Genomic DNA, 14,287 nt, shown 5'->3' with positions numbered 1-14,287 from the left:
TTTAATTTATCTCTCTTGTATACCAAACACTTGTTTGTTATAATTGATACAGCCTAATCTTTTGGAAAGGAGGAACGAAGTGGAAACCATTTCTTTAAAGCTGGAACTCATGAAGCCAACCCATGCAAAAGAACAGATATACTGCAAAATGACCGAATTAAACACCGACTTTTCTAATTGGCTTCTTCAATATGATGAACTTTCAAAAGCCACTTCGAAGGTCTACAAACTTTTTTCTACGGACAAATTGCCTTCGGCCATTGTTAACCAAACCATCCGGGAAGTGAAGTCACAAAAGAAAAATCAAAAAGCAAAAGCCTTCCGCCGTCTTTGGTGTACCTTTAACAACCAAAATTTAAAAGTTGAAAAAGAAAACAACTTATACAAACTCTCCTTTCCTACATTAGAGAAACGAGTCGGTGTTCCAGTTGTGGCAGAGCTCTATCAGCAGCATTGGCTTGATAAAATATTGTCCGGCGAAGCAAAATTAGGTGCCGGCAAGCTTTATGAGAAAAAAGGGAAATGGTATATGTCTGTGGCGGTTTCTTTTGAACCGAAGGTTGTTTCCTCTTCTTCTAAAGTGATGGGTATAGACGTAGGGCTAAATTATTTAGCAGTTGCTTCAATAGGGACAAATTCATTGTTTTTCAAAGGAAACGAGGCTGCTTTTATTCGAAGAACATTTTCTTCAAGAAGAAAAACCTTAGGAAGAAATAAGCTTCTTTCTGTTATTAAAGCCTCTAAACATAAAGAATCCCAATGGATGAAAAATCTGAACCATAAAATAAGCCGGCAAATCGTTCATTTTGCTGCAGAGAACGGTATTCGCTGCAGCAAAATGAACGATTTGACAGGTATTCGCCGTAAAGCCAAATCAAAAAAAGACGCAGGCAGAAATCTGCACTCCTAGGCACATTATCAGCTTCAGCAGTTTATTGAATACAAAGCCAAAATGGCAGGGATTCAAGTTGAATATGTGAATCCACATCATACCTCTCAAACATGTAAATGTGGCCATGTAGACAAAAAGAATCGAAAAAGACACACGTTTGCGTGTGTCAAATGTCAATATACGCTTCATGCTGATGCGAATGCGGCCATTAATATTTCAAAAGCTATCAGCGGCCTTTCAAAAAAGAAAAACAAGCAAGCAGCTTAACCTAGTCCTGTGGTAACAGCAGGACCGCCTGTAAGGTACATGTATGCCGAAGGCATACAAAACGAAGCAGGACGGGCTGATGACACCGCCCCTAACTGAAGGCGAGTTTTAAACAGAAATGGACTGAGAACGCGTTCGCACTTCAGAATCCCGCCCGTCTCACCGTAAGGTGAAGGGCTTGCGGCTTTAGCCGTGGGAGTGTCAAAGTATTATTGCAAGCAAATGGCCGGCTGCTGAAAGAGAGTTTTTCGGATCACTAAAAGCATGAGCAAGCATGGACTATACATATTGAATGAACAATAAGAGAAGGTGTCGGCTTCCCGGAAGATGGCCTAGTAATAAGTGGGCTCAAATCAAAGAATTTATTGAAAATCTATTTGCTTTAAAAAAAGCTTGTTTTGATCTATATCCGGTGGGACTGACCGCCGTTTTTGATCCTTGTCTCAAAAACGGGGGTCAGTCCCAAATGAATGTGGCTTTTTATGCACCGATCGTTTTTATGATGCTTTTGATTGTTGCTTTAGTAATAACAGTAGTTTGTAAAATGAGTTGGAAAAAGGAACTCCCAAGCCATACGTATACTCCCTTTGATTATATTGCCGGGCAGGCGATAGAAGAGTTTCATGAGGAAAGAGAAGAGTGTTCAAAGGAAGAAGAACCAAAAGGGAGCGGATAAATAATAGATGAGAAAAGTAGAAGTGTGTTTGTATCGGACAGAATGGCCCTTTTATTTGAGACCGAGACCGAAAAGCTCTCCATCATTTTAAAAGATGAGTTAATGGAGACTTTTCATATTGGCAGCACAGCGGTTCCAGATCTGAAAGCAAAGCCCATTATCGACATGATGCCAATAGTGAAAGATATAAGCAAAGTGGATACCTTGAATGAAGCGATGGTTGAAGCAGGATACGATCCTTAGGGGGAAAAATGGAATTACAGGACTCCGTTTTTTGGGGAAAGGGGACAGCTTGCGCACGTATCATGTCCATGTGTATCAGTCAGGAAGCCAACACATTGTACGACACTTAGCATTTCGCGATTACATAAGAGCCCATCTAGAGGTGTGCGAACAAAACATGGAAAACTCAAGAGTGAGCTGGCTGCTCAATATCCAAACGATATAGCAGACTATATAGCTGGAAAACACCATTTTGTTCAAGAAATCGAAAAGCAGGGATTTAATTGGTATGAGGCAACTTTACTGAAAAATCGTTAAACGACTATCCGGGTATTTAATTAGAACAAGCTGCGTGAACAATATAGGTGTTCATGCAGCTTGTTTTTTCATTCGTTTTTCTTTTTTAGGAGAGTAGCTGATACCGACGAAAACGAGGATGATGCCGAGAATTTGATAAAGATCAGGCCGGTAATGGAGAACCGATACATCCAGCAAAATCGCTACGATCGGGTCAATAAAAACAAGCAGTGCGATCGTTTGAGCCGATAGTTGGCGCAGGCTGCGGAAAAACAAATAAAAGACGAAGCCTGTATGAATAAATCCGGTGATCAGAATATAGATCCAATTTTCTAACGTAAGCGCGGTAAAGTTCGCCCAATCGACGAAAGGAACGAGCAATAAAATGCCAAGACTCGTTTGAATAATGGTAGTAGACAACGGATTAAGGGCTTGAATTCCCTTTCCAGTCAGAGAGGTCAGCGCGTAGAAAAGAGCAGCCAGGAAAGCCCACATTACACCAGTTGATAAAAACGCAGTGAAGCTTGTATGCTGGTGAATTCCTCCAACGAGCAGAGTGCCGAAAAAGCACACAAAGAAAAATACTACTCCTAAAATGGTCACTTTTTCTTTAAAAAGAAAAGAACCGAGCACAAGTACAATCACGGGAGCAAGATGATAAATAGACACCGCTACTGTAATCGGCATGACTTCAATAGAACGAAAGAAAAACACCCAGTTGGTAACAAGAAAAACCCCGCACAGCAGGGCGAGCCCGTACTCCCGGCGCGGTACTTTAGAAACGGGGGATTCAGTGTTTTTCACGAGCTGGAAGATTAAAATTGCTCCTAATAATATAGTGGCGCAAAGGCAGCGCACAAAAACCAGTTCAATCGATGGCAGGGCCGTGTTCTCCGAAAAAAGGCCGATTGAACCGAAGATTGCCATTGAGATGGCAAACATAAGTATAGCCTGCATAATGTGTTCCTCCTCAATGTTTAGTATAACGTAACCACTTTGTTTATGTAGGTGAAAATAAGAAACTCTGTTCCTGTATAACTGCTTTAAAGGACTATGTATTTTAATTTGTATGTTTTATAATAAAGGGATGGCTAATGGATAAATGATTATCTTTTTCTAAAATCAAGGAGACACCAATGAAGCAATTGTTTACTACTCGTAAGGTAAGTTTAGCCACCCTGTTAACCAGTCTTGTCTGTGCCTCAGTTATTTTAACTGTATTGATTATGGTAGTTTCATCTTACCAGTCGGAAAAAGATTCTCTTACGCGTACGTACCTTTCCCTCAATTACTCTAAATCCAGCAAAATCAGTCAATCTGTTGGTTCACTGTTTCATTCGATGAGATTAAGCCTTGAGGATACCGCCGAATTTCTTCAAGAGAAGGATACATTAAGCGATGAAGAAATTCAGGAACAGTTAGAACTTTTGCGAAACAGCAGCCGCTATTTTAACTCGCTTTCCTGGGTAGATGAAACAGGCCTTATGCGGAATATCGCGCCGTTAAGTACAGGATTAAAAGGGCAAGTGATTACAACAGGAGAAACCAAAAAGGTTCTTGATACGAAGAAGCCTGCCCTTACAGCACCTTATATCGGGCCTTCAGGCCGGCTGCTCGTTTCAATGAGCCAGCCGCTTTACGATAAAAATGGCACGTATAGAGGGATGATCGGCGGCAGCATCTATCTTCAAGAAGAAAACGTTTTAAATGAAATATTAGGGAACGATGCAACTGAAGAAAACGGTTCGTATTATTATGTGGTCGGTCCAGACGGCACCCTTTTGTTTCACCCTGATCAAGGCCGCATTGGAGAAGACGGTAATGCAAATACAGTTGTTCGTAAACTAATGCAGGGAAAAAGCGGAGCCGAACAAGTAACAAATAAAGCAGGCATACCCATGCTTGCTGCTTACAGTGCCATTCCAGAAATCGGCTGGGGTGTTGTACAGCAGACTCCAGTTTCATCCATGAAGGATGTTCTACAAAATCATATTGAGAAACTGGTGCTGCGTATTCTTCCGCCATTTCTTCTTTTGTTAGCGTTATCGATACTGATCGCCCGAAAGCTGGCGGCTCCTTTTATGCATTTAGCTGATTTGATGAATCGGCTTGCATCCGGAAAAGCAGTGCCAGTTCCGGATGAGCGGCCCCACTGGAATCGGGAAGCGGACCTTCTAACCAAGAGTGTGGCGATTGCGATCAGAGCGGTAAAAGAAAATAATCAGAAGCTCACCCACGCAGCGATAACGGATCCGCTTACCGGCATTCCCAATCGCAGAGAGCTGGATGAAAGAATGGAAAGCTGGGCAGCACAGAACCGACGATTTTCCCTTGTAATCATAGACATCGACCATTTCAAGCAGATTAATGATACATACGGTCATCAAATGGGCGATGAAACATTAAAACAGCTTGTTTCTACGATCCAATCGATCGTCAGAAAAACGGATATTTGCTTTCGTTATGGGGGAGAAGAGTTTATTATGCTGCTTCCTGACACTACTGGACTGGAAGCCTACAGTATTGCAGAAAAAGTAAGAATCGCTGTAGAAAATAAAATCAAAGCAGGTGGCCGGCCTGTCACCATTTCACTTGGTATTGCTGAATTTCCATTACAGTCTGCTTCTTTGGCAGAGTTATTTCAACTCGCAGATCAAGCTTTATATCAATCAAAATCTGAAGGAAGAAACCGAGCGACTATTTCATACCAAAAAGTGGAGGGATAACCTCCACTTTTTAATATGGCTTTCGAGCCAAACTTCTCTTTCTCGCCAGTGACTTTAGTGCTTCTGCATTCACCAGTATCGTACCGGCAATGATTGTAATGGATCCAATTAACGTCATCCGGGACAGCTCTTCGCCGTAAAACAAGAATCCTGCCATAACAGCAATCAATGGCGAAATATAAAGCCAGGTAGACGGGAATACCGGATTGGTTTTTGTGACTAAATAATAATACAGAGTGTGGCCGATCATAGAGCCGACAACGGTAAGATAGAGCAGTGAGAGCAGAAAAACCGGCTGGCTTAAAGAAGACAGCTGCTCGTTTTCTGTAAAGAATGACAGCGCAAACAGCAGCAGCCCGCCATGCATCATTTGGACGGCGTTCAAAGCGATTGGCGACACCGCCGTTTCTTTTGATCGCCTTGCGTAAAGAGTTCCGCCGGCGTAAAACACCTGGCCGAGTATAATAGCGAAGCAGCCGGACAGCCAGTGAGCATTCATGGATAAAGAAAGATTAGGCAGAATCAGCAGAAACACACCTATAATTCCTACCGCGCAGCCCATCATCGCAGACGGCTGCATTTTTTGTTTCAGACCGAATGTCTGCATGCCTAAAATCATCATAGGCGCAGTGGCAGACAAAACGGCCGCCGTACCCGAGGACACGAACTGTTCGGCCCAATACAGCGTAGCAAACGTGCCAAATGTAAGGCCGGTTCCAATCAGAAAAAGATCCCGGCTGACCAGCAGGACAAGGGGAACCCTTTCTTTGATGTGCATAAGGAGAAACAAAAGCGCCCCAGCACCAAAAAAGCGGAGCCCAGCTGAAAAAAATGGGGACGCACCAGCATCTACGCCCAGTTTAATCGCTAAAAAAGTAGTCCCGAAAATCAGGCACATCCATACATAGAACAAAAGAATCATCTTTACAACCTCCTTGCTCCCATCATAAACCTGCCTCAATAGAACAGTTTGAAAGAAACAGAACAGAACGAAGAAACTGCGTGGTACACTAGGGACAGAAGGGGGCGTGGAGTGTGAGTAAAGTCAAAAGAAAAAACGAGAACGGCTTTCTTTTTGAGCAGGTATATGATTTTATCCTGCAGCGCATTGAAAGAAGAGAATGGAAGGAGCATGAGAAGCTCCCGTCCATCCGCCAGCTGTCTCTGGAAATGAACGTCCACCGGCTCACGGTTTTTAAAGCGTTTCAACTGCTAAAAGAACAAAACAAAGTATATGTGGTCGATAAAAAAGGCTACTACGTAAAGAGCGGAACCTTCAGACAAGAAGAAGCAGATATGCCAATTGTGACTGCGTATCGAAAAGAAAACCAGCTTGCTGCCCTTCATGCTGCTTCTGTTAAATACCAATTTTCGCAGGCGTTTATCGATCCTAATTTGCTGCCAAACCATTACTTGTCTCATTATGTGAAAAAGGTATTTGACCTGTATCCGAAGGTGCTGGCAACCTATGCTACTGTAGAAGGAGACCCCGAATTACGTGAATCACTGGCGCATTACTTTATCATTTTCGGCGAGAACACTCCCACTTCAAGCTCGCTAAGTGGGGGATGAATCGCTGCTCTTTCAGTCATTCTTTTTCCTTGAACGCACTATTGCTAAAATGGTATAATTAGGTATAGAACAAACGTTCAGGGGGGGTGGGGAAAATGATGAAAACCAAAACAGATGAAACAAAGAACCTTCATTTTAAAGCCTTTCGGTTTAAAATCCATCCAAGTGACGAGCAAAAGCAACTGATTAACCAAACGATCGGCTGCTGCCGGTTTGTCTACAATTATATATTAAATGAAAACATCAAGAGTTTCGAAAAAACAAAAAAACGGTATACAGAAACAGCTGCTAAAAAGCTTCTCCCTGGGCTAAAAGAAACGTTCAAATGGTTGTCTGATTCTGACAGTATTGCACTTCAGGCAAGCATCGAATATCAGTACGAAGGATTCAAAAAATATAAGGAACAGCCGAAAAAAGAATTAAAAAAACGAGCCGCAAAAAAATGTGCAGAAGGCTATACGCCAACGGCGTATGACTTTAAGGGCCATCCGACATTTAAAAGCAAGAAAAACCCGGTCCAAAGCTACACAACCAAAATGACAAATCACAATATTAAAATCGTGGACAATCGCATTCAGCTGCCGAAACTCGGCTGGATTCGTTTTTCCAAGTCCCGAAACATTGAAGGTGACATTAAGCGTGTCACCGTGCGTCGCAGCAGCACCGGCCGGTATTCTATTTCGGTCATTTGCGAGATGTCTTATTCCCCGTACAAACCAAGCACCAACGATGCCGTTGGCATTGACCTGGGACTAAAAGAGTTTGCCGTGCTCTCCAACGGTGAATCCATTGCCAACCCGAAATACTATCAAAAATACGAAAAACGGTTAGCCTTTCTTCAGCGTGCGTTTGCACGTAAAAAAGAAGGTTCGAAATCGTGGGGAAAAAATAAAGCCCAGATTGCTAAACTGCACGAAAAAATCAAACACACAAGAGAAGATTTTCTTCACAAGCTGACGACCAGGCTCGTTCATGAAAACCAAGTGATCGCGGTGGAGAATTTGTCAGTGAAGAATCTTGTCCAAAACAAAAAACTAAGCAAGGGGATTCACGATGCGTCATGGTCGAGGTTCAACGAAATGCTCGCTTACAAAGCGAAGTGGTACGGACGGACGATCATAAAAGTCGATCCGTTCTTCCCATCAAGCCAGTTCTGTTCCGGGTGCGGGCACCAGCATAAGGATGTAAAAAATCTCGCTGTCCGGGTGTGGGAGTGTCCGTCCTGCGGTGTGCGTCACGACCGGGACCTGAATGCGAGCCTGAATATTAAAAAAGAAGCCCTTCGGCTTCTTTCACTTCAGTCTATTTAAGATTGGTCATAAAACCGTTGGAATACGGGGTTAGCCTGATTACTGGGGGTCGAAGATCCCCTTGCCCAGGAATCCCCCACTTCAACCGTCAGGTAAGTGGGTGGTAGTTCAAGAACATACATAAAACATACGCAGCACCTGAAAATGTTCTCATTACGACCGGATCTCAGCAGGCGATTCATTTGATTGCCCTGGCCTTTGTGAAACCAAGAGATACAGTGCTGTTTGAACGGCCGATCTACAGTGCCGCCATTGATACGTTTAAAAACCATGGAGCTAATATTATAGCGGTCGATATAACAGAAAACGGATATGATCTCGATTGGATCGAGTACTGTATGAAAACCTATAAGCCAAGACTTTTTTATATAAACCCGACGTTTCATAATCCGACCGGCTATGTAGTGCCGGTTTTCCAGCTGAAAAGACTGGTAGAGCTTGCTGAACAGTATTACTGCCTGCTCGTGGAAGACGATGCTTATCCGGATATTTATTTTGAAAAGCAGGCAGCACCGCCTGTTTATACATTTGATACGGCAGGATCTGTTATTTATGTTCGAAGCTTCTGCAAATATGTATCACCGGGCCTCCGGGTTGCGGCAGTACTTTGCCCGCCGGCTTTAAGGCAGTCATTGATCACCGTCAAATCACTGGCAGACAACGGTTCCCCGCTGCTGAATCAAAAGATCTTTCTGCACTTTTTTCACTCTGAACGAATGCAGCAGCATTTTAGCAAGCTGAGAATTGCTCTGCAAATCCGGAAAAAAATTATGGAAGAGGAACTGTCCGGGATCAATTGGAAGTGGGAAAGCCCTAAAGGAGGGCTGAATCTGTGGGTAGAGCTCCCTGACCATATAGATGGCAGCCATTTGTTGAAAAGAGCCATTGAGCAGTCGGTTTCCTTTGTGCCAGGCGTTTATTTTGATCCGTATGGCCAGGATCGCTCAAGAATTCGGTTAACCTATTCCTATATGAACGAAACAAAAATCAGAGAAGGGATCAGGCAGCTTGTTCATATAAGCCGATCCTTGAATGAGAAAACGTGAGAAAGCTTTGCTGCCGCACCAACTGAATGTAACCTTGTATGGCCAAGTGGCAGAACTCTTATTGTGCTCTATCTATTCAAAAAGAGAATGCCGCTTGCACCACATTTTGCTTCTGTATCATTTTCCTCTAACACGCGCATGATTAAGGCAGGAAATAAACCTCATGATAAGGCGCCTCTTTGAGTTTCGACTGCTTTAAACGTCCTTCCTTTACAAGCTCATTTAACCCCTGGCTGATTTCTTCCGGCGAAACACCTAATAAATCTGCCATTTTGACTGTAGAAAGAATCATCTGCTTTGGCTTTTTCGTGGATGAAACAATCATCGCCTGTACACGCTGCAATAAAACTCCTTTATCCATTTTCATTCCTTCTTTCTTTAATAAATTAAAAACACTCATAATTTCTCCTAAATCAGCAAACAATATTGCTTGTAAAGATTAGGAGGATTTTCCAATGGGATTTCAGCCCCCGAAAAAAATTGCACAGATCGCTGTTGAAACAGGCAAAACAAAAGCAGAGCTTCCGCTCCAAAGCATGCTCCCATTAGGTTTTTTAGGCGGAGCCTTTATTTCAATCGGCTACCTTCTTTCCATTCGGGTCACCGGTGATTTGCCGGCAGAGTGGGGATCATTTGCGTCATTTCTAGGCGCAGCCGTTTTTCCGCTTGGCCTCGTGTTAATCATTGTCGCGGGAGGTGAACTGTTAACCGGCAATATGGTGGCAGTCACGATTGCGTGTTTGCATAAAAAGATCACTGCCCGCCAGCTGTTTGCCAATTGGTTTTGGATTACAGTCAGTAACTTTGTCGGTGCGCTGTTTGTCGCCTACGTGTTTGGCCATCTGGTTGGACTAACCGAAACGGGCCCTTTTTTAGATAAAACAATCCACACGGCTGAGGCGAAAATAGAAACAGAATTTTGGCAAAGCTTTTTTTCCGCGATTGGCTGTAACTGGCTCGTAGGACTGGCGGTTTGGCAGTCGTATGGCGCAGAAGATATAAGCGGGAAAATACTGGCCGTTTGGTTTCCGATTATGGGCTTTGTAGCGATTGGTTTTCAGCACGTCGTAGCTAATATGTTCATTATTCCAGCCGCCATTTTTGCCGGCCACGCTGACTGGGGAGACTACATACAAAACTTCGTTCCTGTCTTTCTTGGAAATGCGGCCGGCGGCGCCCTGTTTGTGGCCCTGATTTACTGGCTTGCTTATTTAAAAGCTGACCCAACAACGCTCTCTGATAAAAAAGAGACCTACAAAGCATGATTGACAAGTTCAACGAAATGTAACGGAGGAAGACGAATGAATAAACCGGATTTTTCGATCGAAATCAACGGCAAATCGTACCGGGCAAAGCCTGGGCAAACCGTCCTCGAGGTTGTGAGAGAGGAAAACGTATTTGTACCTAGTATCTGCTATACGCCTACGCTTGGCAGTATCCAGACGTGCGATACATGCTATGTAAGTGTAAACGGCGCTCTGGTTCGATCCTGTGTAACGAAAGCAGAGCCTGGTATGGTTGTGGACACAGAATCGATTCTTGTACAGGAAGCGCAGTACGAGGGCATGTCAAGAATTTTAAAAAACCATGAGCTGTACTGCACGGTATGTGACAACAATAATGGAAACTGCACCGTACATAATACGGTTGAGCATATGGGGCTTTCCCATCAAAAGTATCCATTCAAGGCAAAGCCATACCCGCCGGACAATTCCCATCCTTTTTACCGCTACGAACCGGATCAGTGCATTCTGTGCGGACGATGTGTAGAGGCCTGTCAGGATTTGCAGGTAAATGAAACGCTGACAATTGACTGGAGCCGCGAAGTACCCCGGGTCATTTGGGACAATGATGTACCTATTGACCAGTCATCTTGCGTATCATGCGGACACTGTGTGAATGTGTGCCCTTGTAACGCTTTGATGGAAAAATCGATGCTTGGAGAAGCCGGCTACTTAACGGCCATCCCGCCTAAAATTCTTGGACCGATGATTGACATGACGAAAGAAGTAGAACCGGGCTATAAAGAGATTTTTGCCATATCCGAAGTGGAAGCAGCGATGAGAAAATCTCGTATTAAAAGAACCAAAACCGTCTGTACGTATTGCGGAGTCGGATGCAGTTTTGAAGTATGGACAAAAGACCGGGATATTTTAAAAATCGAGCCGCTTGAAGAAGCGCCTGTTAATGGAATCTCTACCTGTGTAAAAGGCAAGTGGGGATGGGATTTTGTAAACAGCGAGGAGAGATTGACAAAGCCGTTAATTCGTCAAGGCGATGAATTTGTTGAAGCTACATGGGAAGAAGCGCTTGACTTAATCCAGGAAAAGCTTGGCTATGTGAAAGAGCAGTACGGGCCTGATTCCATTGGATATATTGCTTCATCCAAATGCTCTAACGAAGAAAATTATTTGTTTCAAAAGTTTGCCCGCAGTGTAATGGGAACCAATAATGTCGATAACTGCTCGCGCTACTGCCAGTCTCCTGCAACAGCCGGGCTGCTTCGGACAGTCGGGCGCGGAGGAGATGCAGGGACGATTCATGATATTTCTTCAGCGGAGCTGATCATAGTCATTGGCGCGAATCCTGCTGAATCCCACCCTGTTCTGGCTACTCGTATTAAACGAGCTCATAAGCTCCACGGGCAGAAATTGTTGGTGGCCGACATACGGGAGCACGAGCTCGCACAGCGGGCGGATCTGCTTGTACATCCAAAGCCAAGCACCGATATTATCTGGATTAGTGCGGTTACGAAGTACATTCTGGATATGGGCTGGGAAGCCAAAGAATTTCTTCAAAACAGAGTAAATGGCCTGGATGAGTACGTAAAATCGCTTGATAAATTTACATTGGCTTATGCTGAAGAACAAACCGGGTTATCGCAGGAGACGATGATACAGATTGCCACCATGATTCACGAAGCTAAATCTGTTTGCGCCCTGTGGGCGATGGGCATTACCCAGCATAAAGGAGCCACAGATGCGAGTACAGCGATTTCCAATCTTCTTTTGATTACAGGAAATTATGGGCGCACAGGTACAGGAGCTTATCCGCTTCGCGGGCATAATAATGTGCAGGGAGCTTGTGATTTCGGTACAATGCCAGCTTGGTTCCCAGGCTATGAGCCTGTACAGGATGCGAGTGTGCGTGAGCGGTATGAAAAAGCATGGGGTACGCCGCTTCCAACAGAACCTGGCCATGATAACCACCATATGGTAGAAGCGATGCAGGACGACCGTTTGAAAGCATTGTATTTATTTGGTGAAGAAATGGCACTCGTCGATGCGAATTCTAATTTTGTACAAAATGCTTTTGAAAAACTGGAGTTTTTCGTTGTGCAGGACATTTTCTTCAGCAAAACGGCCCAGTTTGCTGACGTTATCCTGCCGGCAGCGCCAAGCCTTGAAAAAGACGGGACATTTGTGAATACAGAAAGAAGAATTCAGCGTTTTTATAAAGTGATGGAGCCGCTTGGAGATTCGAAGCCTGATTGGGAAATTTTCCAGCTGGTGGCCAACCGATTCGGTGCAAACTGGAACTACAAACATCCAAGTGAAATTATGGATGAAGCCGCTTCTCTCGCTCCACTCTTTGCAGGTGTTAACTACGAACGCCTGGAAGGGTTCAAGTCTCTTGTATGGCCTGTTGCAGCGGATGGAACAGATACACCTCTTCTGTATACGGAAAACTTTGCGTTTCCAGATGGAAAAGCAAGACTTGTTCCTGTTGACTGGACACCGCCATTCCAAGCAGGTGCAGACTTCGATCTACATTTAAATAATGGCCGTATTCTTGAGCATTTCCATGAAGGAAACATGACGCACCGGAGCAAAGGGCTGAACCACAAAGTACCGGATGTATGGCTTGAGGTTTCCCCAGAACTGGCGAAAGAACGGAATCTTGAGGACGGCACGTTAGTCGGCCTGACCTCTCCGTATGGGTATGTAGAAGTAAGGGTAATGGTGACCGACCGGGTGAAAGGCAATGAATTGTATCTGCCGATGAATACACGCGAAGATAACGAAGCTGTTAACTATTTAACGAGCAGCTACCATGATTATATTACGCATACACCGGCTTATAAGGAAATGGGTGTAAAAATGCAAGTGCTTGAACAAAAAGGAGAGCCGCCGCTGCCGAAACACAATCACCGGTATGGAAACAGGGTGCCGCAGATCAGCGTAAAAGTGGAAGAGAAGTGGAATCGGACAGACTTTACACCAATTAATGAGATGATTATTAAGGGGGATGAACATGGCACAAGCTATCCGGAAAATCAGCAAAAGAGTTCCTGACCAGCAGGAAGAACAAGCACAGGCTGCAGCCGAAATTATGCGTGAGCTTACGGAAAACAAAGAAGCTGTCCTTGGCATGATTCAATTAATGAAAGGCCTTCAGGAAATGGGGATTTACGATGCGCTGAGAGGGATGCTGGAGAACCGTACAGAAGTCGGTGCTATTGCGATTCAGCAGATCAACCAGCCCTTCATGCACAATGTGATTAAAAATGGCATGAACGGCGCTAAATTCCTTGGCTCGCTTTCGCCAGAACAGACCGATAAGATGATGAGAGGAGTCGGCCTCGGGCTTCAAAAAATGGCTGAGGCAGGCCAGCAGGAAGAACCTCAAAGCTTATGGAAGATGCGGAAAAAACTAAAAAGCCCGGAAATAAAAGCGTCGATCGCAGCTATGGCAGCTTTTATGGAAGGGCTGGGTACGGCTTTTGTTCAGCCTTCCCACCACGAACAAGATAAGAAAGGATGAAACAAATGCAGTCAGGTTCAATTATGGTGAAAGATATGCACAGCATGAGAGATGCAGATACAGTTTTAGATGCCCTTCTTTCGGTTTGGGGCATCGGGCAGGCGGAAATCAATTTAGAAAAGAATGAAGCCGTCTTTACGTACGATGAACGTATGGCGTCTTCCCAAGATTTTGAGCAGGCGATTGTTGATTCTGGCTTTACGATTTACTCGGATGATGAGAATAAACTAAATGTGAAGGAGATAAATGAGTCACATGAAAATATGTGAAATCTGTGGTGCGGTTGAAGAACCCAATCAAGAAGCAGACGCAGAAAACAATCCTTCTAGAGTGCTGCATATTTGTGAACAGTGCAGAGAAGAAAGAAAAACGGTGTTCGAATAATTAAATGTAGATACTCATTTAGAGGGTAATTAGTCCATTTTGATGGCTAATTATCCTTTTTATTTATTTTAAGTGTAACCTAAATACATTTGGACGCAGGATGAAAGGTGATTTTATTTGAAAAACCTATT

At 44.0% G+C, this 14,287-nt stretch carries 14 protein-coding genes and 2 pseudogenes; 13 read left to right on the top strand and 3 right to left on the bottom strand.

Going from position 1 to position 14,287, the window contains the following annotated elements; all coding sequences use genetic code 11:
• Positions 1–79 precede the first annotated feature (79 nt).
• The 4 genes and pseudogenes from M3221_RS12680 to M3221_RS26575 all read left to right on the top strand — a co-directional run bounded on the left by M3221_RS12680 (position 80) and on the right by M3221_RS26575 (position 2,283).
• Positions 80–1,159, top strand: a pseudogene (locus M3221_RS12680) (RNA-guided endonuclease InsQ/TnpB family protein).
• Positions 1,160–1,451: 292 nt separating this feature from the next.
• A complete protein-coding gene (locus M3221_RS12675) occupies positions 1,452–1,835 on the top strand; it encodes a DUF3951 domain-containing protein (protein WP_251272123.1) in 384 nt (127 codons plus the stop codon).
• A gap of 24 nt (positions 1,836–1,859) precedes the next feature.
• Positions 1,860–2,078, top strand: a complete 219-nt coding sequence (locus tag M3221_RS26580) for a GrpB family protein (RefSeq protein ID WP_311316141.1) — start codon at positions 1,860–1,862, stop codon at positions 2,076–2,078.
• Entirely contained in the window at positions 2,044–2,283 is a 240-nt protein-coding gene (locus tag M3221_RS26575; protein ID WP_311316140.1) for a GrpB family protein, read from the top strand. Before M3221_RS26580 ends, M3221_RS26575 begins: the two co-directional genes overlap by 35 nt.
• A 143-nt stretch (positions 2,284–2,426) precedes the next feature.
• Here the strand turns inward: M3221_RS26575 and M3221_RS12665 are convergent, their stop codons facing one another.
• Complete coding sequence (locus tag M3221_RS12665; RefSeq protein ID WP_251272122.1) at positions 2,427–3,311, bottom strand: DMT family transporter; 885 nt, start codon at positions 3,309–3,311, stop codon at positions 2,427–2,429.
• Positions 3,312–3,490: 179 nt separating this feature from the next.
• On the opposite strand from M3221_RS12665, the gene M3221_RS12660 reads away from it, so the two are divergent.
• The gene (locus M3221_RS12660) at positions 3,491–5,080 is read left to right on the top strand and encodes a sensor domain-containing diguanylate cyclase (protein WP_251272121.1); all 1,590 of its coding nucleotides are present in this window, start codon (positions 3,491–3,493) and stop codon (positions 5,078–5,080) included.
• Positions 5,081–5,090: 10 nt separating this feature from the next.
• Here M3221_RS12660 and M3221_RS12655 read toward each other — a convergent pair whose 3' ends face one another.
• Positions 5,091–6,002, bottom strand: coding sequence for a DMT family transporter (locus tag M3221_RS12655; protein ID WP_251272120.1), 912 nt, complete (start codon positions 6,000–6,002; stop codon positions 5,091–5,093).
• A gap of 113 nt (positions 6,003–6,115) precedes the next feature.
• Between M3221_RS12655 and M3221_RS12650 the strand changes: the two are divergent.
• The 3 genes and pseudogenes from M3221_RS12650 to M3221_RS12640 all read left to right on the top strand — a co-directional run.
• A pseudogene (locus M3221_RS12650) lies at positions 6,116–6,604 on the top strand (GntR family transcriptional regulator); the annotation flags it as partial.
• A gap of 143 nt (positions 6,605–6,747) precedes the next feature.
• Positions 6,748–7,962: an IS200/IS605 family element RNA-guided endonuclease TnpB gene (gene tnpB, locus M3221_RS12645; protein ID WP_251272119.1), complete on the top strand. Its 1,215-nt coding sequence runs from the start codon at positions 6,748–6,750 to the stop codon at positions 7,960–7,962.
• Between the two features lie 116 nt (positions 7,963–8,078).
• Complete coding sequence (locus M3221_RS12640; RefSeq protein ID WP_311316144.1) at positions 8,079–9,008, top strand: aminotransferase-like domain-containing protein; 930 nt, start codon at positions 8,079–8,081, stop codon at positions 9,006–9,008.
• Positions 9,009–9,150: 142 nt separating this feature from the next.
• Here the strand turns inward: M3221_RS12640 and M3221_RS12635 are convergent, their stop codons facing one another.
• Entirely contained in the window at positions 9,151–9,369 is a 219-nt protein-coding gene (locus M3221_RS12635) for a hypothetical protein (RefSeq protein WP_251272117.1), read from the bottom strand.
• Positions 9,370–9,463: 94 nt separating this feature from the next.
• Here M3221_RS12635 and M3221_RS12630 point away from each other — a divergent pair, with 94 nt between their 5' ends.
• From M3221_RS12630 to M3221_RS26315, 5 genes are read left to right on the top strand one after another with little or no spacing between them, the layout of a single operon-like run.
• Positions 9,464–10,273 (top strand): formate/nitrite transporter family protein, encoded by an 810-nt coding sequence (locus tag M3221_RS12630; protein WP_251272116.1) that lies wholly within the window; start codon positions 9,464–9,466, stop codon positions 10,271–10,273.
• A gap of 36 nt (positions 10,274–10,309) precedes the next feature.
• Positions 10,310–13,303: a formate dehydrogenase subunit alpha gene (fdhF, locus tag M3221_RS12625; RefSeq protein WP_251272115.1), complete on the top strand. Its 2,994-nt coding sequence runs from the start codon at positions 10,310–10,312 to the stop codon at positions 13,301–13,303.
• Positions 13,263–13,772 (top strand): helical membrane plugin domain-containing protein, encoded by a 510-nt coding sequence (locus M3221_RS12620; RefSeq protein WP_251272114.1) that lies wholly within the window; start codon positions 13,263–13,265, stop codon positions 13,770–13,772. Before fdhF ends, M3221_RS12620 begins: the two co-directional genes overlap by 41 nt.
• A 5-nt stretch (positions 13,773–13,777) precedes the next feature.
• Positions 13,778–14,041: a heavy-metal-associated domain-containing protein gene (locus M3221_RS12615; protein ID WP_251272113.1), complete on the top strand. Its 264-nt coding sequence runs from the start codon at positions 13,778–13,780 to the stop codon at positions 14,039–14,041.
• Positions 14,028–14,156, top strand: coding sequence for a hypothetical protein (locus M3221_RS26315; RefSeq protein ID WP_285880367.1), 129 nt, complete (start codon positions 14,028–14,030; stop codon positions 14,154–14,156). The genes M3221_RS12615 and M3221_RS26315 overlap by 14 nt, the downstream gene beginning before the upstream one ends.
• Positions 14,157–14,287 lie beyond the last annotated feature (131 nt).

The sequence above is a fragment of the Domibacillus indicus genome (genome assembly GCF_023715895.1).
In the GTDB taxonomy this organism is placed as follows: domain Bacteria; phylum Bacillota; class Bacilli; order Bacillales; family Domibacillaceae; genus Domibacillus; species Domibacillus indicus_A.
Note: the sequence above shows the minus strand (reverse complement) of the source record. Positions and strands in the feature narration are given on the sequence as shown.

Excerpts from the sequence above, each read along its gene's own strand:
- M3221_RS12635 (WP_251272117.1), bottom strand. The coding sequence starts at position 9,369 with ATGGATAAAGGAGTTTTATTGCAGCGTGTACAGGCGATGATTGTTTCA.
- M3221_RS12615 (WP_251272113.1), top strand. The coding sequence starts at position 13,778 with ATGCAGTCAGGTTCAATTATGGTGAAAGATATGCACAGCATGAGAGAT.
- M3221_RS12660 (WP_251272121.1), top strand. The coding sequence starts at position 3,491 with ATGAAGCAATTGTTTACTACTCGTAAGGTAAGTTTAGCCACCCTGTTA.
- M3221_RS12630 (WP_251272116.1), top strand. The coding sequence starts at position 9,464 with ATGGGATTTCAGCCCCCGAAAAAAATTGCACAGATCGCTGTTGAAACA.
- M3221_RS26575 (WP_311316140.1), top strand. The coding sequence starts at position 2,044 with ATGAAGCGATGGTTGAAGCAGGATACGATCCTTAGGGGGAAAAATGGA.
- M3221_RS26315 (WP_285880367.1), top strand. The coding sequence starts at position 14,028 with ATGAAAATATGTGAAATCTGTGGTGCGGTTGAAGAACCCAATCAAGAA.
- M3221_RS12620 (WP_251272114.1), top strand. The coding sequence starts at position 13,263 with ATGGCACAAGCTATCCGGAAAATCAGCAAAAGAGTTCCTGACCAGCAG.
- fdhF (WP_251272115.1), top strand. The coding sequence starts at position 10,310 with ATGAATAAACCGGATTTTTCGATCGAAATCAACGGCAAATCGTACCGG.
- tnpB (WP_251272119.1), top strand. The coding sequence starts at position 6,748 with ATGATGAAAACCAAAACAGATGAAACAAAGAACCTTCATTTTAAAGCC.
- M3221_RS12675 (WP_251272123.1), top strand. The coding sequence starts at position 1,452 with ATGAACAATAAGAGAAGGTGTCGGCTTCCCGGAAGATGGCCTAGTAAT.
- M3221_RS12655 (WP_251272120.1), bottom strand. The coding sequence starts at position 6,002 with ATGATTCTTTTGTTCTATGTATGGATGTGCCTGATTTTCGGGACTACT.
- M3221_RS12665 (WP_251272122.1), bottom strand. The coding sequence starts at position 3,311 with ATGCAGGCTATACTTATGTTTGCCATCTCAATGGCAATCTTCGGTTCA.